The organism is Mycobacterium sp. KBS0706, from assembly GCF_005938675.2.
Taxonomy (GTDB): domain Bacteria; phylum Pseudomonadota; class Alphaproteobacteria; order DSM-16000; family Inquilinaceae; genus Inquilinus.
The window spans coordinates 1-21462 of sequence record NZ_VCCH02000096.1 but is presented as its reverse complement, the minus strand read 5'-3'; the positions used below and the strand labels follow the sequence as shown (position 1 = coordinate 21462).

The following is a 21462-nucleotide window of genomic DNA, read 5'->3' as shown; positions in this document are numbered from 1 at the left end:
GCCATCATGCGCGTGACCCAGGGATGCTTCTCCTTCCTGCCCGACCTGACCGACCGGCAGATCACCGACCAGGTGCAGTACTGCATCGACAATGGCTGGGCGGTGAACATCGAGTTCACCGACGACCCGCATCCCCGCAACACCTATTGGGAGATGTGGGACCTGCCGATGTTCGACATCCGCGACGCCGCCGCGGTGATGACCGAGCTGAATTCGTGCCGCAAGGCCTATGGCGACCGCTACATCCGCATCTCCGGCTTCGACGCCACGCCGGGCTGGGAGTCGCTCAGGATCTCGTTCCTGGTCAACCGGCCGCCGGAGGAGGCGAGATTCGCGCTCGAGCGGCAGGAGATCGGGGGACGGAGCATCCGGTACACGACGAAGCTGCTGCCGTCTTCCGCCAACTGAACCAGCCTGCTCGAATTGCCTCTCCCGCCTGGCGGGAGAGGTCGGGCGCCCGGAGGGCGACCGGGTGAGGGCGGGCCCTGACCTCGACAAACTCCCCTCACCCGGAGCCGCTTCACGTCTCCGACCTCTCCCGCAAGCGGGAGAGGCAAAAGGATGCCGTCCCTTCTTCGACCAAGAGGCCCGCCATGACCGAAGGCGCCGTCGCCCTGCCGCCGGCCGACACCCGCATCGACCTCGCCCGGGAGTTCGAGGAGACCCGGATCGACGAGGTGTTCGAGGCGCTGGACCGCGAGCTGGTCGGGCTCGTCCCGGTGAAGACCCGGATCCGCGAGATCGCCGCCCTTCTGCTGGTCGAGCGCATCCGCCGCCGGCTCGGCCTCGGCGCCGAGGCGCCGACCCTGCATATGAGCTTCACCGGCAACCCCGGCACCGGCAAGACCACCGTCGCCCTCAGGATGGCCGACATCCTGCACCGGCTCGGCTATGTCCGGCGCGGGCACCTGGTGTCGGTCACCCGCGACGACCTGGTCGGCCAGTACATCGGCCACACCGCGCCGAAGACCAAGGAGATCCTCAAGCGGGCGATGGGCGGGGTGCTGTTCATCGACGAGGCCTACTACCTGTACCGGCCGGAGAACGAGCGCGACTACGGCCAGGAGGCGATCGAGATCCTGCTGCAGGTGATGGAGAACCAGCGCGAGGACCTGGTGGTGATCGTCGCCGGCTATGGCGACCGGATGGAGAAGTTCTTCACCAGCAACCCCGGCTTCCGCTCACGCATCGCCCATCACGTCGAGTTCCCGGACTTCTCCGAGGAGGAGCTGATCACCATCGGCGAGGGCATGCTGGCGCGCCAGAACTATCGCTTCAGCCCGGAGGCGCTGGCCGCGTTCCGCGACTATGTCGCCCGCCGCATCCGGCTGCCGCATTTCGCCAACGGACGGTCGATCCGCAACGCGCTGGACCGCGCCCGGCTGCGCCAGGCCAACCGGCTGGTGCGCGACATGCCGCCCGACCTGTCGGTCGAGGATTTCGTCACCCTGGCCGAGGCCGACATCCGCGCCAGCCGCGTGTTCTCGGCCGAGCCGCCGGACCAGGAGGCCAAGCTGTGAGCATCGTCGTCGCCCCGTCGATCCTCTCCGCCGATTTCGCCCGGCTGGGCGAGGAGGTGCGCGCGGTGGTCGCCGCCGGCGCCGACTGGATCCATATCGACGTGATGGACGGGCATTTCGTGCCCAACCTGACGATCGGGCCGGATGTGGTGAAGGCGCTGCGGCCGCACAGCGACCGGGTGTTCGACGTGCATCTGATGATCGCCCCGGCCGACCCGTATCTCGACGCCTTCGCCAAGGCCGGCGCCGATGTCATCACCGTGCATGCCGAGGCCGGGCCGCATCTCGACCGGTCGCTGCAGCATATCCGCTCGCTCGGCAAGCAGGCCGGCGTGGCGCTGTGCCCGGCGACGCCGGCGGACGCCGTCGCCCATGTGCTGGACCGGCTGGACCTGATCCTGGTGATGACGGTCAACCCCGGCTTCGGCGGCCAGGCCTTCATCCCGGCGATGGCGGAGAAGATCCGCCGGATCCGCGCCATGATCGGCGACCGGCCGATCCGGCTCGAGGTCGATGGCGGGGTGACGCCGGAGACGGCGGCGGTGGTGGCCGCGGCCGGGGCGGACACGCTGGTTGCCGGCTCCGCCGTGTTCCGCGGCGGCCCAGCCGCCTATGAGGCCAACATCGCCGCCATCCGGGAGGGCGCCCGATGAGCGCCCTCGCCCCCTGCCCGCTCATGGCCGCGACAATGCGGTTGCATCCTTGCGCGAAATATCCCCTACTGCCGCCGGCAGTATCCGCGCCAATACTCGCCCAAACATACCATGGTATTCAGAATTATTTTACCTGTTTTATTGGCGCATTTTGGCGAAAGGATATTCGGCATGGCCACCTATACCGACACCCAGATCATGATGACCCTGGCGGCCCTGACCGCGGACGGGGCTACGGCCCGGCCGTCGGGAGAGACGCCGGCCCAACAGTCGGCCCGGATCGGCCAGGGCATCACCGCCCAGCTGGCCTTGACCGGCCTGGCCACCCAGGGCGGTTGGAGCCTGAGCTGGGCCGGGCTGACCCAGAGCGGAGCCAACCTGGCCTATATCGCGCAGGGGCCGAACGACAGCGACGGCAACTCGGTCTACGCGCTGGTGTTGCGCGGGACGGTGATGGGCGACCCGATCGACATGGCGGAGGACATGCAGGTCGGGCTGGTGCTGCCTTTCGCCGCCGGCGGCACGCCCTCCATCGGATCGATGCCCAACATCTCCCAGGGCGCGATGCAAGCCTTCACCGATATCGTCATGGGCACCGACCTGCTGACGCAGCTGGCGACCCTGGCGCCCTATACGCTGTATGTCGTCGGCCACAGCCTGGGCGGCGCGATGGCGACCACGGTGGCCCTGTTCCTGCAGCAGCAGGCCTCGGCCGGCACGCTGTCGATCAGCAGCATCCTGCCCTACACCTTCGCCGCCCCGACGGCGGGCGACGCCGCCTTCGCCGCCTGGTTCGGCAAGCAGTTCCCGAGCGCCGTCTGCACCTACAACAAATACGACCTGGTGCCGACTGCCTGGGCGACCCTGGCCTCCCTCCCGGGGGACTTCATCAGCAACCCCTTCTACCCCGGTCCGAAGGCCAATCCGGCGGGCCCCGGCCCCACCGCCGAGCCGCTGAACGAGGTCGGCATCCTGATCACCACAGTGGCAGGCGAGACCAACGGCAACACCTATGTCCAGCCGACCCAGCAGGCGGCGCTGAACGGCGGGTCGTCGCCGCTGTTCCTGGAGAGCTATCCCGCGGCCGCCACCTCGTCGGTGCAGCAGTTCGAGCTGCAGGTCGCCTTCCAGCATTCCGGCAACACCTATCTGACGCTGCTGGAAGCCCCGACCATCCCGTCCTCCGCCCCGGTGGTCGCCTCGGTCAGCCCGACCAGCGGCAGCTCGGCCGGCGGCACCTCGGTGACGATCACGCCGCCCTCGGGCTCGACATTCACCTCCGACTGCGTGGTCGATTTCGGCATCGTCCCGGCGGCGTCGCAGACCGTGGCCAGCGACGGCTCCAGCATCACCGCGGTGTCGCCTGCCGGCTACGGCACGGTCGACATCCGGGTGACCAACATGTTCGGCACCTCCCCGGCCGTGCCGGTCTATCCGAATCTGAGCGGCAACGACTACAGCGATCAGTTCACCTTCACGGCGTCCTAGGTCCTTCGCGCGGCCGGGTCCGGTGCGCCGGACCCGGCCCGGAGGCCAGGCGATGAGCTCGGCCCTGCCCCGCGCGGTGGTGTTCGACCTCGACGGCACCCTGGTCGACAGCGTCGCCGATGTCGCCGACGCCCTGGCCACGGTGCTGCGCGAGGCGGGGATCCACCCGCTGTCCGAGGACGAGGTCCGCAGCCTGATGGGCCATGGCGCGCCCGGGCTGCTGCGCGGGGCGCTGCGGCTGCGCCATTGCGACCCGACCGAGGCGGCATGGATGACCCGGCGCTTCCTCGACCGCTATGCCGCGGCGCCGGCGGTGCGCAGCTCGGCCTATCCGGGCGCGGTCGCGGCGGTGGCGGCGCTGGCGGCGGCCGGGATCCCGGTCGGGATCTGCACCAACAAGGCGGCCTGGACCGCGCGGGCGGTGCTGTGGGCGCTGGGCTTCGCGCCGCATGTCGGGGCGCTGGTCGGCGGCGACAGCGGCCACGGCATGAAGCCGGACCCGGAGCCGCTCCTGGCCTGTATCGCCGCGCTCGACGCCGCGCCGGAGGACACGGTCTATGTCGGCGACCATCACGTCGACGTCGCCACCGCCCGGGCCGCGGGGGTGCGGGTGCTGGCGGTGCCGTTCGGCTATGGCGACGTCGCCACGCTGGAGCCGGACGGCATCCTCGCCGACTATGCCGCGCTGCCGGAGATGCTCGGCCTGGTCGAGGCCGGGTAGCGATGCGGCTCGAGGCCATCCTGTTCGATGTCGACGGCACGCTGGCCGAGACCGAGGAGATGCACCGCCAATCCTTCAACGCCGCCTTCCGCGCCGCCGGCCTGGACTGGCACTGGAGCCGCGACCTGTATCGCGAGCTTCTGGCCGTCACCGGCGGCAAGGAGCGGATCGGCCGGTTCCTGGCCGGTCTGGCCGACCCGCCCGGCTGCGACGTGCCGGCGCTGCACCGGGCCAAGACCGAGCGCTACACCGCGCTGGTGGCGGCCGGCGCCGTGGCGCTCCGGCCGGGCGTCGCCCGGCTGCTGGCCGAGGCGCGGGCGCAGGGCGTGCGCCTGGCGATCGCCACCACCACGACGCCGGCCAATGTCGCGGCGCTGCTGGCGGCGGCGCTGGGGCCGGAGGGGCCGACGCTGTTCGAGGTGATGGTCGCGGGCGACGCGGTGCCACGCAAGAAGCCGGCGCCGGATGTGTACCAGGCGGCGCTGGAGGCGATGGGGCTGGACCCGGCCGGCTGCATCGCCATCGAGGATTCACGCAACGGCGTGCTGTCCGCCCGCCGCGCCGGCCTGAAGGTGCTGGCGACGCCGGGCCTGTACACCGGCGACGACGATCTGCGCCACGCCATGGCGGTGCTGTCCGATTTGGGCGAGCCGGACGCGCCCTACCGCCATCTCGGCGGCGCCGGCGCCGGCGAAGGCTGGGTGACGGTCGAGGCGTTGGGGCGGTGGGTCGAGGGCTTTGCCGAGCAGCGGGAGTGCAGGCGGCGAGAGCCCCCTCACCCTCCCGTCGCCTTCGGCGCCGGGCCCCTCCCTCTCCCCGAGGAGAGGGGTTTCGGAGCTGCGCTTCCTTCACCTCTCCTTGGGGAGAGGTCGAAATCGCGCCGCGATTTCGGGTGAGGGGGTGGAGCAGGCCGCGGGCGTCCGGCGCGCCCTGTCAACCGCCGCCTACTTCCCGATCTCCTCCTGGATCGTCCGCGACAACGCGAACAGGCGGCGTTCCAGGATGAAGGGCTGGTCGCAGATCGCCGGCAGCAGGCGCTCGCGCTCGTCGAACACCCGCTGGTCCCAGGACAGCTGGGTCTCCAGCTGCTGCCGCTTCTGCGCCACCGCCATGTCGGTCGAGGTCGGGTCGACGCCGTCCAGCGTCTGCGTCGTGTCCTCCATCCGCTGGGCCAGCGCCGCCTGGCGGGCGTTGTAGCGGCGGATGCCGCGGATGATGGTGGCGCGCTCGCCGTTGACGGTCTCGAACAGCCCGGCGAACAGCGCGGACAGCGCAACCTTGCGGTCGCCCTCGTAGCCGGCGGCGAAGCGGCGGATCTCGGCCGTCGCCTCGTCGACCGGGACGCGGCGCGGCGCCACCCGCTCGACCAGCGCCGCCACCACCGCGTCGTCGCGCCAGGACGGGCCGGTGGCCGTCGGGTCGTCGCCCGGCCACATCGCGCCGATCGACAGCTCCGGCTGCAGCACCTGGACGCAGGGCCAGTCGTCCTTGGGCGGATTGTCGGGCTTGGGGGCGTCCTGCCCCCAGGCCATGGCGGGCGCCAGGACCAGGAGCGCGGGAAGAAGCCAACGGACCATGACGGCCTCCTTTCAGCCGGCGCCGGGGCCGCGGACGCGGGCGACGAGGCCGCGCGCCGGGTCGTAGGCCAGGATCGCCCCGCCGAGGAACACCGCGGCGAAGGCGAGGACGAGCAGCAGGGACTGGGTGTCGACCTGGCCGTAGAGGGCGAAGCGCACCAGCTCCACGGCATAGGTGAAGGGATTCAGGCCGCAGACGTCGCGCAGGAGCGGGCTCGCCTCCTCCACCTTCCACAGCGGGTAGAGGGCCGAGGAGGCGAAGAACATCGGGAAGATCACGAAGTTCATCACCCCGGCGAAGTTCTCGAGCTGGCGGATCGCCGAGGACAAGAGCAGGCCGAGCGCGCCCAGCATCAGCCCGGACAGGATCAGGGCCGGCAGCACGGCGAGGTAGCCCATCGGCGGCGGCTCGATGCCCCAGAACCGGGCGATCAGCAGGAAGACATAGACCTGCGGCAGCGACAGCAAGGTGCCGGCCAGGAGCCGCGCGGTCAGCAGATACCAGCGCGGCATCGGGCTGGTCAGCAGCACGCGCATGCTGCCCATCTCGCGGTCATAGACCATGGACAGCGAGCTCTGCATCCCGTTGAACAGCTGGATCATCGCGATCAGCCCGGGGACGATGTACTCGTCGTAGAGGATATAGGTCTCGTAGGGCGGGATGATCGACACGCCGAGCACCGAGCGGAAGCCGGCGGCGAAGATGAACAGCCAGACCAGCGGCCGCACCAGGGCCGAGAGGAAGCGGGTGCGCTGGTGCACGAAGCGCAGCGCCTCGCGCCACAGGATGCCCAGCAGGCAGCGCCAGGCGCCGGCCGGGGTGACGGTGCCGAAGGGCTGCCGCCCGGCGTGTTCGGTGACCGTGCTCATGCCGCCTCCGTCAGCCGGCGGAAGGCGTCCTGCAGCCCGCCGGCGCCGAGATCGGAGATGATCGACGCGGCCGGGCCCTGCCGCAGGATGCGGCCGCGATGCAGGATGATGGTGGGGTCGGCCGCCTCGACCTCGTCGATCAGATGGGTGGCCCAGACCACGGTCAGGCCACGGTCGCGCACCAGGCCGCGGACATCGGCCAGGATCGCGGCGCGGCTTCGGATATCGAGCCCGACCGTCGCCTCGTCGCACAGCAGCAGGCGCGGCTCGTGCAGCAAAGCGCGGGCGATCTCGATCCGCCGCATCTCGCCGCCGGAGAAGCTGCGGATCTTGCGGTCCGCCTCCTTGGCCAGGCCGACCCGCTCCAGCTCCGCGGCGATGCGGGACCGGGCGACCGATCCCGGCATGCCGTGCAGCGCCGCGTGATAGCGCAGGTTCTGCCGGGCCGACAGGTCGGGGTCGAGCGCGCGCTGCTGGAACACCACGCCCATCAGCGCCAGCGCCCGTCCGGGCTCGCGCGCCAGGTCGCGGCCGAACACCCGGATCTGGCCGGACTGGGCGCCGTAGAGCCGGGTGACCAGCGAGAACAGCGTGGTCTTGCCGGCGCCGTTCTGGCCGAGCAGCACGGTGAAGGTCCCGGGCCGCACCGCGATCTCGATCTCCGCCAGGATCTCGCGTCCGGAGATCTTGTGGGACAGGCCGGAGACGGTGAGGGCGTCAGCGGGGGACATGGGAGAGAGCCCGATGTCGGAAAGAACTGAGTCCCCCCTCCCCTCGCGGGAGGGGGCTAGGGGGAGGGGGTTGTCGATGCGTGAAACGGATCCCGCCTTGCCAAGACGGCGCTGGCGGCACGAGCCCCCTCCCCCTGCCCCCCTCCCGCAAGGAGAGGGGGGACTCTGAACATGCTAAGGCCGCGTCTCGTTCTCCCGATCGCCGGCCATCCCCCTCACCCTCCCATTCGCCAACGCGAATGGGCCCCTCCCTCTCCCCAAGGAGAGGGAATTTTATCGCAGTCTCGCGAAAGAGAAGGATCACCGGCAACTCCCGCTTCAGCGGATCGCCACGCCCCAGGGCAGTTCGCCCACGGGGATCGACTTGATCACCTTGCGCGCCGCCACATCGATCACCGAGATGTCGTTCGAGGCGCCGTTGGTCGACACCAGGTACTTCCCGTCCGGGGTGAAGGCCAGCTGCCAGACGCGCTGGCCGACCAGGAGATAGTCTGTCACCTCAAAGGTCGCGGTGTCGATCACCGCGACCCGGTTGGCCGGGCCGAGGGCGACGAAGGCGGTCTTGCCGTCGGCGGTGATGCGCACGCCGACCGGCTGGATCGTCTCCTTGCGCACACCCTGGACGGCGAAGCCGATCTTCTTCAGCACCTGGCGCGACGCCGTGTCGATGACGCTGACCGTGCCGCCGATCTCGGCCGAGACCCACACCTGCTTGCCATCGGGCGTGAACTGGGCGAAGCGCGGCCGGGTGTCGACCAGCACGTTGTCGGTCAGCTGCAGCGTCGCGGTGTCGATGAAATGCGCCATGTTGGTGGTCTCGGAGGTGTTGACCAGCCATTTGCCGTCCGGGCTGACGCCCATCCCCTCCGGCTCCACCCCCACCGGGATCTCGGTCTCCATCGCCTTCTGCTCGAGGTCGAGGACCGTGACCATGTTGTCGTCCTCATTGGCGACGTAGAGCCGCTTGCCGTCCGGCGCCAGCACGAACAGCTCCGGGTCCGGGCCGCTGGGCAGGGTTCCGAGCGGCTTCAGCGTCTCCGTGTCGATCATCTCGATGTGATCGTCGTCGCTGGTGCAGACGTACAGCACCTTGCCGTCGTTGCTGAGGGTGATGCCGCGCGGCCGCTGGCCGACCTTGATGGTCTGGGTCACCGCCATGGTGTCGAGGTCGACCACGCTGACGGTGTTGCCCTTTTCGTTCGAGACATAGGCGGTGAAGGCCTGCGCGGGCCCGGCGCCGAAGGCCGCCGCCGCTACAGCCAAGAGCACGAGCCTGTCCATGCGCGGCCTCCTATTGGTCGGGGTTGAGACGGCACTGCGACTCCGGCTCATCATAGCCGAGCGTGTCGAGCGGCGTGCGCTGGTGCAGGAAGCCCTCCTGCGGCGACACCGAGACCAGCATCATCGGCGAGGCCAGCAGGATCGGCTGGCGCAGCTGCTGGTCCCAGCGGCGGAAGGTCAGCGGCACGCCTTTGAAGGCGCCGAGCTGGAACGCATCGGACACCAGATAATCGTGGATCGCGGCGGGATCGGACTTGCCGGTGCGGGTCACCGCCTCGCCCAGGGCGCGGATCGCGGCCCAGGCGGCATAGTCGCGCTCCAGCATCCAGCGGCCGGAGGCCTTCTGGAAGCGGCGCTGGATCTGGGTGCCGCCCCACTGCTCCTGGCTGCGATGCCAGGCGGTCGGCACAAGCCCCTGAGTGCCGACCACCGGCCGCGCGTCCCAGGTGCGGTATGGCAGGTACTCGCCGAACACCTCGCTCTCGTCGGCCACGACCATGACGTCGTAATCCGGCAGGCGCTGGGTCAGCTGGGTCATCTGCTTCTGCACCTGCTGCTCGCCGGTGTCGGAGCGGCGGGAGCCGGCCTGGAATTCGTAGGTACGCTCCTCGACGATCTCGGCGCCATAGCGCCTGGCGGCGCGGCGGACGGCATCGGCGAAGGCCTTGTCGTCGTCCAGCGAGCCGGAGACCAGGACCCAGCGGGTCCAGCGCTTGAACGCCAGGTACTGCGCCAGCGCATCCGCCTTCATCGCCCGGCTGGGGATGGTGTGGAAAACGTTGGCGCGGCAGTCGGCGACGCGCAGCCGGTCGTCCTGGGTGCGGGCGTCGAGGATCACCGCATCCTTCATCTCCGGCAGGTCGGCCAGCTGCAGCAGCCGGTCGGCCGGCAGGTCGGCGACGACCAGCTTGATGCCCTTGCCGGCCATGGCAGCGGCGGCGCCGGCCAGGTCGCCCCCGGCCGGCACGGTGGTTTCATCCAGCGTATAATCCTGGCCGAGGAAGCGGCCGGTGGTCTGGTTGTCGGTGATGGCGAGGCGGGCGCCGGCCAGCCCCTGGTCCTTCGCCACCGGCTCGACCAGCGACAAAGGCTCCGGCTCCGGGATCGCCTCGCTGAGCCAGCCGATGGTCACCGACAGCTTGGGCGCCGGCTGCTGCTGCGCCGCGGCCGGGACGGCCAGCAGCGCCGCGGCGAGGCCGAGCGCGGCGAGGGCCCGAAGCATCGTCAGCTCGCGCCCGCCTCCTTCAGATAGGCGATGACGTCGAGCCGGTCCTGCTCCTTCGGCAGGCCGGGGAAGACCATCTTGGTGCCGGGCACCAGCCCCTTGGGATTGGCGAGGTACTTGTCGAGCGTCGCCTCGTCCCAGGTCAGATTCGCGGCCTTCATCGCGTCGGAATATTTGAAGCCCTCGAGCGTGCCGGAGACCCGGCCGACCACGCCGTGCAGCGACGGGCCCAGCTTGTTGGTGCCGGCCTCGACCGAATGGCAGGCCTGGCATTTGGCGAAGACCTGCTTGCCCTTGGCCGCGTCGCCGGCCGCATCCTGGGCCTGGGCCACCATCGGCAGGGCAAGCGCGGCAGCTGCCGCGACCAGCGCAAAACCTCGCATCTCGGACGTCCTCCTGCTGGGCCGGCGGGGCCGGCGTTCCGCTTCGGCGCAGCGCGGGCCGGGGCCCTGCCGCGCCTGCCCGCTCGACGGGCGGGATTGGCCCGACTGTATGAACCGCCCCCGGCCCCGACAAGGCGAGAAGCGGGGTCTGAGACCAAAGTCCAATTCAGCCGCGCGGCAAATGCGCGCCCTGTTGTTCGGCCATTGGGGGAGATGTCGGGTGCCGCCATTCGCGCGCGGGCGAAATCCAGGCCCGCCGGGCACGCTGAGCCGCCGGCGCGTGCTCGGCGGCGCCTTGGCGCTGGGCCTCTTGGGCGGAACCGCCATGGCCGCCGACGAGCCGCTGCCGGTGACCGAGGTCGCGCCCGGAGTCTTCGTGTTCCACGGCGCGCATGAGGAGGCGACGGCGGCGAATCTCGGCGGCATCGCCAATCTCGGCTTCGTCGTCGGCAGCGACGCCGTGGCCGTGATCGACACCGGCGGCAGCGCCGCCGAGGGGCGGCGGCTGCTGGCGGCGGTGCGGCAACGCACCTCCCTGCCCGTCCGCTTGGCCATCGACACCCATTTCCACCCCGACCATGCGCTGGGCAACGCCGCCTTCGCCAGGCCGGACACCACCCTGGTCGGCCATGCCAACCTGCCGCGCGGCCTGGCCGCCCGCGCCGACACCTATCTCGCCGGGCTGCGCCGAGACCTGGGCGACGCCGCCGCCGGCACCGAGATCGTGGCGCCGACCCTGCTGGTGCGCGACCGGCTGTCGCTCGACCTCGGCGGCCGGACGCTGGAGCTGGAGGCCTGGCCGCCGGCGCACACCGATGCCGACCTAACCGTGCTGGACACCGCGACCGGCACCCTGTTCGCCGGCGACCTGGTGTTCCTGGAGCGGGTGCCGGCGATCGACGGGTCGCTGCGCGGCTGGGTCGACGCCATCGCCGGGCTGCGGCGCGAAACCGGGATCCGGCGGGTGGTTCCCGGCCACGGTCCCGCTTCGGCACGCTGGCCGGATGCGCTGGACGACGAGGAGCGCTATCTTGCCCTGATCCTGACCGAGACCCGCGCGGCCCTGGCCGCCGGGCGCAGCCTCGACCAGGCGGTGGCCGCGGTCGGCCGGTCCGAGCGCGGCCGCTGGCTGCTGTTCGACGACTACAACGACCGCAACGTCGCCACGGCCTATACCGAGCTGGAATGGGAATAGCCGAAGGACGGCGAAGGGAGGACACGATGCCGAAGCACGCCGCAGCCCTGATCCTGGTCGCCTTGCTGGCCCTGGCCGGCCCCGCGCGGGCGGATGACGATCCCTGGCCCGACCTGAAGACCGCGATCTTCGGGGACAGGCCGGTCGCCGACGGCAGCGCCTTCATGCGGGTCGAGGCGCCGCAGCGCGCCTATGACGCGGCGGTGGTGCCGGTGACCATCCGCTTCGATGGCGGGCACATGCCGCCCGGCCGGATCCGCGCCGTCACGCTGGTGGTGGACAAGAACCCTGCCCCGGTCGCCGCCGTGTTCCGGCTGGGCGACAGCATCGCCGACCCGACCATCGGCACCCGGGTGCGGGTGAACGAATACACCAACATCCACGCCGTGGCCGAGACCGAGGACGGGTCGCTGTTCATGGCCGCCGTCTTCGTCAAGGCGGCCGGCGGCTGCTCCGCCCCCGCGAGCAAGACGCCGGACCAGGCCGAGGCCCATCTCGGCGAGATGCGGACCAAGAACCTGGACGCGGCCCAGATCGGCGAGCCGAGCCGGGTCGAGCTCTTGATCCGGCACCCGAACTATTCCGGCATGCAGATGGACCAGATCAAGCGCACCTACGTCCCGGCGCGCTTCATCGAGACCATCGAGGTCAGCTTTGACGGCACAAGGCTGCTGCAGGTCGAGGGCAACATCTCGCTGAGCGAGAACCCGGTGGTGGAGTTCAGCTTCACTCCGACCGAGACCGGCCGGCTGAGCGCCACGGCCAAGGATTCGGACGGCGCCGTGTTCAACGGCGCCTGGCCGGTGCCGCCGACGATGTGAGGCGGGATCATGCTCGATCGGCACGCCTGCCCATCACCGTCATGGCGAGCCCCAAAGGGGCGTGGCCATCCAGGGCGGCTCGCACCGGCCCCTGGATGGCCACGTCGCTACGCTCCTCGCCATGACGGCTTCAGGTGGTCATGACCTGCTCTGCACGAGGCTCAAAAGCAGCGAAAATCGGCTTCGATCTGCGCCAGGCGCAGCGTGTCGACCATGGTCTTCAGCATCGTCATCTCGCGGAAGATGCCGGCCTGGTCGCCGGTGGCGAGCTGCATGCGCAGCACCGTCTCGGCCTTCTCATAGGCGCCGTACGGCATGATCGACGAGACCGCGTCGATGCTGCAGGAGCAGCGCTGCAGCATCTCCTGCGTCTCGCCGTTGCTGGCCATGCAGCCGATGACGTAGTCGGCCACCACCGGGGTCGGATAGTCGTTCGCGCGCGCCGGGCCTGGCGTGGCGAGCAGCGCCGGGGCAAGGAGGGCGAGTACCGCACAGCCCTTCATGGCGATCGCTCCGCAGTCGCTTGGGACGGCAAGCAGAGCAAAGGGGCGGGGGCGGGTCAATTCGTTCCAAGGAACGAGACCCGATGACCGGCGCGGTTCCGGCGGCGCTGGTGGCGAGCTTGCTGACCGCCGTGTCCGGCTACACCGGCTATGCCGTGCCGGGCGACCCGCCGGTCGTGCTGGTGCTGCCGCACCCGGCGCTGGAGGCGATGGCCTGCACCCATCCCTGCGCCGTGATGGGGTATGCCGAGCCGGACGGCACCATCGCGCTCGACGAGTCGCTGCGAATCGGCCGCGACCCGGCCGACACCAGCATCCTGGTGCATGAGCTGACCCATTTCCTGCAGCGCGCCGCCGCGGGCGGGGCGCCGGCGGCCGATTGCGATGCCTGGGTCGAGCGCGAGCGCGAGGCCTATGACGTGCAGTATCGCTGGCTGCGCGACACGGCGCCGACACTGCGCGACTTCTCGATCCGCCTCGCCCGCCTCGGCCCCCACCCGATGATCCCGCCCTGCCGGCCGGGGCAGCCGATGCCGTGAGCAGCGCCGCGCCATGATTGGTCCGATAACGCGGAACTACTGCCCCCACCCTTGAACAAGCGCGATGAACGGCATTCTTTCGCGCCGCAAAAATCCGATCGAAGCGCCCGCTGCACTGCCGCACCGCCCGCCACAGCCCCACCTGCCCTCCCACTGTTGACCAATGCGCGAAATCAATATTTCGAGATTGTACCTTGGTGCAACCTAAGTATTTTCTTCGCAGTTGCGAAATTCCGATTTCCTACCAAAGAACAATACGATTTTGTGTGTTTGCAATTGACTGGGATTTGGATGTCTTCGCAAAGTGATGGCGGTCGTCTTCCGAATGAACCACCAAACCGGCCCGGGACGAGGCCATGACGACCGGGCCCGATGGCGTGAACGACCGTCGAGGCGGACCTCCGGCATGCCGACGGCATCGCCGCGGGTCCCGCATCGCGATCAATGGGAGGATAACGAATGCCCAGATTGCTGCGCGTTTCCGGGACCGCCTTGGCGCTCGTGCTCGCCATGGCGGCTGTGCCGACGGTGGCGTCGGCCAATGACGAGCTGCTGAAGCTGCAGAAGGATCCCAACCAGTGGACCCAGCCGGCGGGTGACTATGCCAACACACGCTACAGCGCGCTGAAGCAGATCACCACCGAGAACGTCAAGAACCTGCAACCCGCCTGGACCTTCTCCACCGGCGTGCTGCGCGGCCATGAAGGCGGGCCGCTGGTGATCGGCGACATGATGTACATCCATGCGCCGTTCCCGAACACCGTCTACGCCCTGGACCTGGCGAACAACGGCAAGATCGTCTGGAAATACGAGCCGAAGCAGGACCCGAACGTCATCCCGGTGATGTGCTGCGACACCGTCAACCGCGGCGTCGCCTATGGTGACGGGATGATCTTCCTGCACCAGGCCGACACCACGCTGGTGGCGCTGGACGCCAAGACCGGCAAGGTGGCGTGGAGCGCCAAGGACGGCGACGCGACCAAGGGCGAGACCGGCACCTCGGCCCCGCTGGTGGTCAAGAACCTGGTCCTGATCGGCAATTCCGGCGGTGAGTTCGGCGTCCGCGGCCACGTCTCGGCCTATGACATCAAGACCGGCAAGCTGGTCTGGCAGGCCCATTCGATGGGGCCTGACGCCGACACGCTGATGGACCCGGTGAAGACCACCGCGCTGGGCAAGCCGGTGGGCAAGGATTCCGGCATCTCCACCTGGCAGGGCGATCAGTGGAAGATCGGCGGCGGCACCACCTGGGGCTGGATCTCCTACGATCCGGAGACCAACCTGATCTATTACGGCACCGGCAATCCCAGCACCTGGAACCCGGTGCAGCGGCCCGGCGACAACAAGTGGTCGATGACCATCTTCGCCCGCGACGCCGACACCGGCATGGCGAAGTGGGTCTATCAGATGACGCCCCATGACGAATGGGACTATGACGGCGTCAACGAGATGATCCTGACCGACCAGAAGTTCGGCGGCAAGGACCGCAAGCTCCTGGTCCATTTCGACCGCAACGGCTTCGGCTACACGCTGGACCGCGTCACCGGCGAGCTGCTGGTGGCCGAGAAATACGATCCGGCGGTCAACTGGGCGACGAAGGTCGACCTGAAGACCGGCCTGCCGGAGCGCGACAAGAAGTTCTCGACCGAGGCCAATGGCGAGGACGTCAACTCGCAGGGCATCTGCCCGGCGGCGCTGGGGTCGAAGGACCAGCAGCCGGCGGCCTTCTCGCCCGAGACCGGCCTGTTCTACGTGCCGACCAACCATGTCTGCATGGATTACGAGCCGTACAAGGTGGCCTACACCGCCGGCCAGCCCTATGTTGGCGCGACCCTGAGCATGTACCCGGCGCCGGGCGGCGACCATCTCGGCAACTTCATCGCCTGGGATGCGGAGAAGGGCAAGATCGTCTGGTCGATCCCGGAACCGTTCTCGGTGTGGAGCGGCGCGCTGGCCACCGCCGGCGGCGTGGTCTTCTACGGCACGCTGGAGGGCTATCTGAAGGCGGTCGACGCCAAGACCGGCAAGGAGCTGTACAAGTTCAAGACCCCCTCCGGCATCATCGGCAACGTCAACACCTTCACCAGCAAGGGCAAGCAGTATGTTGCGGTGCTCTCCGGCGTCGGCGGCTGGGCCGGCATCGGGATGGCGGCTGGACTGACCAATCCGCAGGAAGGCCTCGGTGCGGTCGGCGCCTATCAGTCGCTGTCGCAATACACCCAGCTGGGCGGAACGCTGACCGTGTTCGCCCTTCCTAACTGAAGCCTCCCTGTGCCTCGGAGGCGGGCTTCGGCCCGCCTCCGTCTTCTTCACGCCTTGCCACGCCGACCTGCCATACCATCCGAGAGGATCGAGGATGCCTTTTCGTGCCTTCCTGTTCCGCACCGCCCTCCTGACCGGCGGCCTGATCGCGGTCGGCGGCTTCGCCACCGCGGGCTTCGCCCAGGACAAGAGCAGCGACCCGGCGGCGCAGCAGCCCGCGGCGAATGCCGCGCCGGCAGCCCCGGCGGCGGCAGAGGAGGAGAAGCCCTACAAGATCGCCCCGGACGGCACGGTCGACTGGGCCGTCTACAACGGATTCCGCCGCTACAACGGCATCTGCTACGTCTGCCACGGGCCGGACGGCGAGGGCAGCAGCTTCGCCCCGGCGCTGGTCGATTCCCTGAAGACGCTGTCCTTCGACCAGTTCCTCGAGACGGTGGTGAACGGCAAGGAGACGGTGAACACGGCCAGCGACAAGAAGATGCCGGCGCTGGGGTCCGACCCCAACGTGATGTGCTACATCAACGACATCTACGCCTATCTCAAGGCCCGGTCCGACGGCGCCGTGGGGCGCGGCCGGCCGCCCAAGTTCGAGAAGAAGTCCGCAGATTATGCCGCAGCCGAAAATGCCTGCATGGGGACGCCCGGTTAGCATGATCGCGATGACGAAGCGGCGACGTGCCGCGGCGCTGGCCTTGCTGGCCGGCGCCGTCCTGCTGTCCGGGCCCGGCCGAAGCGAGCCGCCGCGGCCCGAGGCGATCGACCGCTCGGCGCTCAGGGTCTGCGCCGACCCGGCCAACCTGCCCTTCTCCAACGACAAGGGCGAGGGCTTCGAGAACAAGATCGCCGAGCTCCTGGCCGAGAAGCTGGGTGTGCCGGTGCGCTACACCTGGTACCCGAACTCGACCGGCTTCCTGCGCATGACCCTGCGCGCCCGGCGCTGCGACCTGGTGATGGGCATCGTCGCCGGGGCCGACATGGTGCAGAACAGCAACCCCTATTACCGCTCCGGCTACGTCCTCGTGACGCGGCGCGACGACAAGCTCGACGCGCTGAGCAGCCTGGCCGACCCGCGGCTGAAGACGCTGCGCCTGGGCATCACCGCCGGCACGCCGCCCGCCAACCTGGCGGCGCGCGACGGTCTGATGCCGCAGGCCCGGCCCTATCCGCTGGTGGTCGACAGCCGCTACGACGCGCCCGGCAAGCAGATGATCGACGACCTCGCGGCCGGGCAGATCGACGTCGCCGTCCTGTGGGGCCCGATCGCCGGCTACTATGCCAAGCAGCATGGCGACGCGCTGGTGGTGGCGCCGCTGCTGAACGAGCCCAAGGACACAAGGCTCGACTTCTACATCACCATGGGCGTGCGGCCGGGCGAGAGCGACTGGAAGGACCGGATCAACGGGCTGATCCGGGACAACCAGGACGCGATCTCCGCGATCCTGAAGGACTACGGCGTGCCGCTGCTGGACGCCCGCGGCCAGCCGATGCTTTGAGCGCCCGCATGCGTCCCCTGCTCTGCCTCGCCTTGTTGGCGGTTTGCCTCGCCGCCGGCCCGGTTCTGGCGCAGGTGGCGGAGCCCGACGGCTACCGGATGGAGAATTTTCGGGCGCCGGTGCCGGCGACGCTGCAGGGCGCCGCGGTGGTCGACGCCGCGGCGGTGGAGACGCTGATCCGCAGCGGGCCGGTGGTGGTGATCGACGTGCTGCCGCAGCCGCCGCGGCCGGACAAGCTGCCGCCGGAGACGCTGTGGCGGCCGCCTGAGCGGCGCGACATCCCGGGCAGCGTCTGGCTGGCCAACACCGGCTACGGCGCCCTGTCGGCGGAGATGGAGATCTATTTCCGCAACGCCCTGGCGGCGCTGACGCTGGGCGACCGCGCCCGGCCGCTGGTGTTCTATTGCGACGCCGAGTGCTGGATGTCGTGGAATGCCGCCCGGCGCGCGGTGGCCGAGGGCTACACCGCGGTGCACTGGTTCCCCGGCGGCGTGAAGGACTGGACCGCCGCCGGCCGCCCGACCCTGCCGAACGCGCCGCTGCCGGTGAAGTGACCTTCAGAGGTCTTCGGCCTGCAGCGCTGCCTCGACGTCCTGGCCGCCATAGAACACGCCGAGGATGGTCACGACCCGATCGTTGAGGCTCAGGACGATCGTCACGCGGCGCCGAAACCCGAGCAGCCTCAGCCCTGGTCGTAGGTCGTCTCGTCGTGTGCCACGATGCGGGAAGGTCGATAGCGAAAGGCAATATTGGACGATGGACGTCGTGTAGCGTTCCGCGATCGCAGGCGATGCAGCTTCGGAAATGTGGTGATGCAGCGCCAGGAGTTGCGTCTTCGCCTGCGGTGCGAAGATCACACGATACGCCACCTTCTTAACCGGCCTTGGTCCGGCGTCTCGTTTCCGCCTTAAGTGCTTCCAACACCTCTTCCGAGCTAAGCCCTTTCGAGGGGTCGGCCTTCATCTCGTCATAGGCGGCCACGACTTCGGTGCGCAGCCATTTCTCGAGCGCTTGATCGCGGGCCTGCAGGGCGCGCAGGCCGTCCCGGATCACCTCGCTCTCGCTGGCGTACTCACCCGATGCGACCTTGGCCCGGACCATGTCGGCCATCTCGTTCGGCAAGGTGACGCTGAACTGCTGGGTGGTGCGCAACAATGCCTCCGATCCTGCTGAATAGGATGGAACACTATCACAGATCCAGCGGGGATGTAGTCAGGTGCGATCCGCCGCCTCACCATCGTCCGCCGGCACGGCCAGCCCCGGATCGAAGCGGAGCAAGGCGTCGACGATGGCGTCGATCCTGGGGTCGGCGGGGTCGCGCGGATGCGGCAGCTCGATTCCCCGCTGCAGCGACACCCGGCCGGCGCCCTCGGCCAGCACCACCACCCGTTCGGCCAGGGTCACCGCCTCGCGCAGGTCGTGAGTGACCAGCAGCACGGTCGGCCGGTGCCGGCGCCAGTATTCCGCCAGCAAGGCCCGCATCCGGCCGGCCAAGGCGTGGTCGAGCGAGACCAGCGGCTCGTCCAGCAGCAGCAGGTCGGGCTCGACCAGGAGGGCCCGGGCCAAAGCGGCGCGGCGCTGCATGCCGCCGGAGAGCTGGCCGGGATAAGCGTCCTCGCGCCCCTCCAGCTCGACCGCGGCCAGCAGCGCGCGGGCCTCGGGCTCGGCGGCGCGGCCGGCGACCAGCAGCAGGTTGTCGAGCAGGCCGAGCCAGGGCACCAGCCGCGGGTCCTGGAACACGGCGGCACGGCGGCGCGGCGGCCCGTCGGGCCAGTCGATCCGGCCCTGATAGCCGAAATCGAGCCCGCCGATGATACGCAGCAGCGTGGTCTTGCCGCGGCCGGAGGGGCCGACCAGGGCGACGAACTCGCCGGCCCCGATCGACAGGTCGACGCCGTCCAGCACGTCGCGCGGCACCGGCGCGGCGAAGCGGCGGCGGATACCCTGCAGCGCCAGGCCGATCACGGCGACCGCCAGCGGCCGGCGGCGCGGTCCAGCGGCTGCAGCAGGAACGCCTCGATCGCCAGGATCACGGCGATGAACACCAGCGTGTAGGCGAGGATCCCGGCAATGTCGAAGAAGTTGAAGAAGCTGCGGATCTGGAAGCCGACGCCGTCCGGCCGGCCCAAGAGCTCGACCACCAGCACGATCTTCCAGGTCAAAGCGAGGCCGGAGCGGGCGGCCGCCATCAGGCTGGGCGCCAGCTGCGGCAGCACGATCCGGCGCAGCACCCGGCCGCGCGGGATCTCGAACAGCTGCGCCATCTCCATCAGCGGCCGGTCGAGCGCGCGGGCGCCCTCGCGGGTGATCGCCACGACGAGCGGCGCCTTGTTGACCGCGACCGCGATCACGGCCGCCCATTCGTTCAGCCCGAACCAGACGTAGCAGAGCACGATCGTGACCAGCGCCGGCATGTTCAGCGCGATCACCAGCCAGCCGTCGAACAGCTCGTCGAGCAGCCGGCTGCGGCCGAGGGCGATGCCAATGACGGTGCCGATCACCATCGCAGCGGCGAAGGCGGCCAGCACGCGGGCCAGGGTGACGGCGACGTTGTAAGGAAGATCGCCCTCGACCATGTGCTGCCAGGCGGAGGCTGCGACCTCGGCCGGCGGCGGCAGCACGGCGCTGTCGGCCAGCAGGGCGGCGACCTGCCAGATCGCGGCCAGGATCGCGAGGGAGAGCAACCAGCGCCAGCGCCGCAGGCTCGGCGCGGCCGCCGGTGCGGCGTCAACCGCCATAGCCGGGCCAGAAGGTGCCGGGCGGCAGCGCCGTCAGCCCGCCGACCGCGGCCGGGGTGATGCCGGCCATCAGGCGCAGCGCCGCCGCGGCGGCCGCCTCATCCGCCGGGCTGGGGGGAGCCGGGATGCCGGCGCGGTAGCCGTCGCGCAGGGCGGCGAAGACGGCGTCGTCCTCGGCCTTCATCTCGGGGCGCAGCTTTTGCCACAGCGCATCGTCGGACTTCATCGCGGCCTTGGCGGCGAAGGAGGCGTCGAGGAAGCCGCGCGCCAGATCCGGGTTCTGCGCCGCCCAGCCTTCGCGGAACACCCAGCCGAGCAGCGGCGGCGGCCGGTCGAGGCCGAGCTCCGGCAGGATCTTCGCGATCTCCACCACCGGCCGGAAGCCCTTCACGGCCAGCCGGGCGGCGAATTGCCAGAAATTGAGCACGGCGTCGAGGTCGCCGCGCAGCGCCAGCTGGTTCAAGAGCGGCGGCGCGGCGAAGTTGACGGTGGCGGCGCGCGGCAGGTCGATGCCGGCCTTGCGGGCATAGGCCTGGATCAGCACCCAGCTCTTGTCGTCCTCGCCACCGGCGACGCCCAGGCGCTTGCCGGGCAGGTGCTGGATGGTGCGGATGCCGGTCGCAGGATCGGCCATCAGCGCGCCGACGGTCAGCGAGAACGGCACGAAGGTGACGTCGCGCCCGGCCTCGCGTTGCCGCGCCACCCAGATCCAGTCGGTGACGATCAGATCGACCGCGCCGGACTGGAAGGCGACGGCGGTGGCGTCCTTGTCGGCCAGCACCAGCGGCTCGAGCACGAAGCCGTGGCGGCGGTCGAGCCCGTCGCCGATGACCGCCAGCTCCCAGTTCACCGTGCCGAACTGCAGCGTGCCAACCCGCACCCGCGGCAGGTCCTGGGCACGGGCGACGAAGGGCGCGGCCAGCATCGCGCCCCCGATGAGGACACCGCGGCGGCCGATGAGGGGTGGCATGCGAGGCATTGCGAGGAAAACCCGTTTCCTACGTTGTCATGTCCGGGCTTGCCCCGGGCATCCAGAGACTGTCGACACCCTCTGAATTGCCCGGTCAAGCCCGGCAATGACAAACGGGGGGGTATGCCCGCCCGTCAGCCGCCGTTCAGCACGCCGGCGTGGTGGCGGATATGGTCGGCGATGAAGGTGGAGATGAAGTAGTAGCCGTGGTCGTAGCCGGGGTGGCGGCGCAGGGTCAGCGGCTGCCCGGCCTTGCGGCACGCCGCCTCGAGCAGATGCGGGTGCAGCTCGCGCTCCAGGAACTGGTCGGCTTCGCCCTGGTCGATCAGCAGGTCCGGGCAGCGCGCCCCGCCCTCCACCAGCGCCGTCGCGTCCCATTCCGCCCATTGGGACTGGTCGGGGCCGAGATAGCGCGAGAACGCCTTCTGCCCCCAGGGGCATTGCGACGGCGCCGCGATCGGCGCGAAGGCCGAGACGGAGCGGTACAGC

The 21462-nt window shown here is 69.9% G+C and carries 26 protein-coding genes; 13 read left to right on the top strand and 13 right to left on the bottom strand.

The features are described 5' to 3' along the window. Window positions 1-6 precede the first annotated feature (6 nt). The 6 genes from FFK22_RS33915 to FFK22_RS33890 all read left to right on the top strand — a co-directional run bounded on the left by FFK22_RS33915 (window position 7) and on the right by FFK22_RS33890 (window position 5278). Complete coding sequence (locus FFK22_RS33915; protein WP_138892552.1) at window positions 7-408, top strand: ribulose bisphosphate carboxylase small subunit; 402 nt, start codon at window positions 7-9, stop codon at window positions 406-408. A gap of 185 nt (window positions 409-593) precedes the next feature. Further along, window positions 594-1520, top strand: coding sequence for a CbbX protein (cbbX, locus tag FFK22_RS33910; protein WP_138892551.1), 927 nt, complete (start codon window positions 594-596; stop codon window positions 1518-1520). Then, window positions 1517-2173, top strand: coding sequence for a ribulose-phosphate 3-epimerase (gene rpe / locus FFK22_RS33905; RefSeq protein WP_138892550.1), 657 nt, complete (start codon window positions 1517-1519; stop codon window positions 2171-2173). The genes cbbX and rpe overlap by 4 nt, the downstream gene beginning before the upstream one ends. Window positions 2174-2344: 171 nt before the next feature. Continuing rightward, the gene (locus FFK22_RS33900; RefSeq protein ID WP_186002806.1) at window positions 2345-3661 is read left to right on the top strand and encodes an IPT/TIG domain-containing protein; all 1317 of its coding nucleotides are present in this window, start codon (window positions 2345-2347) and stop codon (window positions 3659-3661) included. 52 nt (window positions 3662-3713) lie between these two features. Continuing rightward, on the top strand, window positions 3714-4382 hold the full coding sequence (locus FFK22_RS33895) for an HAD-IA family hydrolase (RefSeq protein WP_138892548.1): 669 nt from the start codon (window positions 3714-3716) through the stop codon (window positions 4380-4382). Window positions 4383-4384: 2 nt separating this feature from the next. Beyond that, complete coding sequence (locus FFK22_RS33890; RefSeq protein WP_138892547.1) at window positions 4385-5278, top strand: HAD-IA family hydrolase; 894 nt, start codon at window positions 4385-4387, stop codon at window positions 5276-5278. 48 nt (window positions 5279-5326) lie between these two features. Here FFK22_RS33890 and FFK22_RS33885 read toward each other — a convergent pair whose 3' ends face one another. The 6 genes from FFK22_RS33885 to FFK22_RS33860 all read right to left on the bottom strand — a co-directional run bounded on the left by FFK22_RS33885 (window position 5327) and on the right by FFK22_RS33860 (window position 10449). Beyond that, window positions 5327-5959 carry a hypothetical protein gene (locus tag FFK22_RS33885; protein WP_138892546.1) on the bottom strand — a complete coding sequence of 211 codons (633 nt, stop codon included), beginning with the start codon at window positions 5957-5959 and terminating at the stop codon, window positions 5327-5329. Window positions 5960-5971: 12 nt separating this feature from the next. After that, complete coding sequence (locus FFK22_RS33880; protein WP_138892545.1) at window positions 5972-6829, bottom strand: ABC transporter permease; 858 nt, start codon at window positions 6827-6829, stop codon at window positions 5972-5974. After that, window positions 6826-7560 (bottom strand): ABC transporter ATP-binding protein, encoded by a 735-nt coding sequence (locus tag FFK22_RS33875; RefSeq protein WP_138892544.1) that lies wholly within the window; start codon window positions 7558-7560, stop codon window positions 6826-6828. The genes FFK22_RS33880 and FFK22_RS33875 overlap by 4 nt, the downstream gene beginning before the upstream one ends. A 318-nt stretch (window positions 7561-7878) precedes the next feature. Beyond that, window positions 7879-8841 carry a YVTN family beta-propeller repeat protein gene (locus FFK22_RS33870; protein ID WP_138892543.1) on the bottom strand — a complete coding sequence of 321 codons (963 nt, stop codon included), beginning with the start codon at window positions 8839-8841 and terminating at the stop codon, window positions 7879-7881. A 10-nt stretch (window positions 8842-8851) separates the two neighbouring features. Then, window positions 8852-10063: an ABC transporter substrate-binding protein gene (locus tag FFK22_RS33865; RefSeq protein WP_138892542.1), complete on the bottom strand. Its 1212-nt coding sequence runs from the start codon at window positions 10061-10063 to the stop codon at window positions 8852-8854. A gap of 2 nt (window positions 10064-10065) precedes the next feature. After that, entirely contained in the window at window positions 10066-10449 is a 384-nt protein-coding gene (locus FFK22_RS33860; protein ID WP_138892541.1) for a cytochrome c family protein, read from the bottom strand. 220 nt (window positions 10450-10669) lie between these two features. Between FFK22_RS33860 and FFK22_RS33855 the strand changes: the two genes are divergently transcribed. After that, window positions 10670-11644, top strand: a complete 975-nt coding sequence (locus tag FFK22_RS33855; protein WP_221939050.1) for a quinoprotein relay system zinc metallohydrolase 2 — start codon at window positions 10670-10672, stop codon at window positions 11642-11644. Window positions 11645-11670: 26 nt separating this feature from the next. After that, window positions 11671-12465: a quinoprotein dehydrogenase-associated SoxYZ-like carrier gene (locus tag FFK22_RS33850; protein WP_186002805.1), complete on the top strand. Its 795-nt coding sequence runs from the start codon at window positions 11671-11673 to the stop codon at window positions 12463-12465. A gap of 161 nt (window positions 12466-12626) precedes the next feature. On the opposite strand, the gene FFK22_RS33845 is transcribed toward FFK22_RS33850, so the two are convergent. After that, entirely contained in the window at window positions 12627-12968 is a 342-nt protein-coding gene (locus FFK22_RS33845; RefSeq protein WP_138892538.1) for a hypothetical protein, read from the bottom strand. A gap of 83 nt (window positions 12969-13051) precedes the next feature. Between FFK22_RS33845 and FFK22_RS33840 the strand changes: the two genes are divergently transcribed. The 5 genes from FFK22_RS33840 to FFK22_RS33820 all read left to right on the top strand — a co-directional run bounded on the left by FFK22_RS33840 (window position 13052) and on the right by FFK22_RS33820 (window position 17819). Continuing rightward, window positions 13052-13507, top strand: a complete 456-nt coding sequence (locus tag FFK22_RS33840; RefSeq protein WP_138892537.1) for a hypothetical protein — start codon at window positions 13052-13054, stop codon at window positions 13505-13507. Between the two features lie 459 nt (window positions 13508-13966). Beyond that, complete coding sequence (xoxF5, locus tag FFK22_RS33835) at window positions 13967-15769, top strand: lanthanide-dependent methanol dehydrogenase XoxF5 (RefSeq protein ID WP_138892536.1); 1803 nt, start codon at window positions 13967-13969, stop codon at window positions 15767-15769. Window positions 15770-15863: 94 nt separating this feature from the next. Continuing rightward, the gene (locus tag FFK22_RS33830; RefSeq protein WP_138892535.1) at window positions 15864-16421 is read left to right on the top strand and encodes a c-type cytochrome, methanol metabolism-related; all 558 of its coding nucleotides are present in this window, start codon (window positions 15864-15866) and stop codon (window positions 16419-16421) included. Between the two features lies 1 nt (window position 16422). Further along, window positions 16423-17265 (top strand): substrate-binding domain-containing protein, encoded by an 843-nt coding sequence (locus FFK22_RS33825; protein ID WP_221939049.1) that lies wholly within the window; start codon window positions 16423-16425, stop codon window positions 17263-17265. 8 nt (window positions 17266-17273) lie between these two features. Then, entirely contained in the window at window positions 17274-17819 is a 546-nt protein-coding gene (locus FFK22_RS33820; protein ID WP_138892534.1) for a PQQ-dependent catabolism-associated CXXCW motif protein, read from the top strand. Window positions 17820-17822: 3 nt separating this feature from the next. Here FFK22_RS33820 and FFK22_RS33815 read toward each other — a convergent pair whose 3' ends face one another. The 6 genes from FFK22_RS33815 to FFK22_RS33790 form a co-directional block, all read right to left on the bottom strand. Continuing rightward, entirely contained in the window at window positions 17823-18134 is a 312-nt protein-coding gene (locus FFK22_RS33815) for a type II toxin-antitoxin system RelE/ParE family toxin (protein WP_138892533.1), read from the bottom strand. A 4-nt stretch (window positions 18135-18138) separates the two neighbouring features. Next, on the bottom strand, window positions 18139-18417 hold the full coding sequence (locus FFK22_RS33810) for a type II toxin-antitoxin system ParD family antitoxin (protein ID WP_138892532.1): 279 nt from the start codon (window positions 18415-18417) through the stop codon (window positions 18139-18141). A 60-nt stretch (window positions 18418-18477) separates the two neighbouring features. Then, window positions 18478-19230, bottom strand: a complete 753-nt coding sequence (locus FFK22_RS33805; protein WP_186002804.1) for an ATP-binding cassette domain-containing protein — start codon at window positions 19228-19230, stop codon at window positions 18478-18480. After that, window positions 19227-20003, bottom strand: a complete 777-nt coding sequence (locus FFK22_RS33800; RefSeq protein WP_138892530.1) for an ABC transporter permease — start codon at window positions 20001-20003, stop codon at window positions 19227-19229. Before FFK22_RS33800 ends, FFK22_RS33805 begins: the two co-directional genes overlap by 4 nt. Then, a complete protein-coding gene (locus FFK22_RS33795) occupies window positions 19993-20973 on the bottom strand; it encodes an ABC transporter substrate-binding protein (RefSeq protein ID WP_186002803.1) in 981 nt (326 codons plus the stop codon). Before FFK22_RS33795 ends, FFK22_RS33800 begins: the two co-directional genes overlap by 11 nt. 134 nt (window positions 20974-21107) lie before the next feature. Then, on the bottom strand, window positions 21108-21462 hold a 355-nt coding region (locus FFK22_RS33790; RefSeq protein ID WP_306770211.1), incomplete at its 5' end, for an alpha/beta hydrolase-fold protein.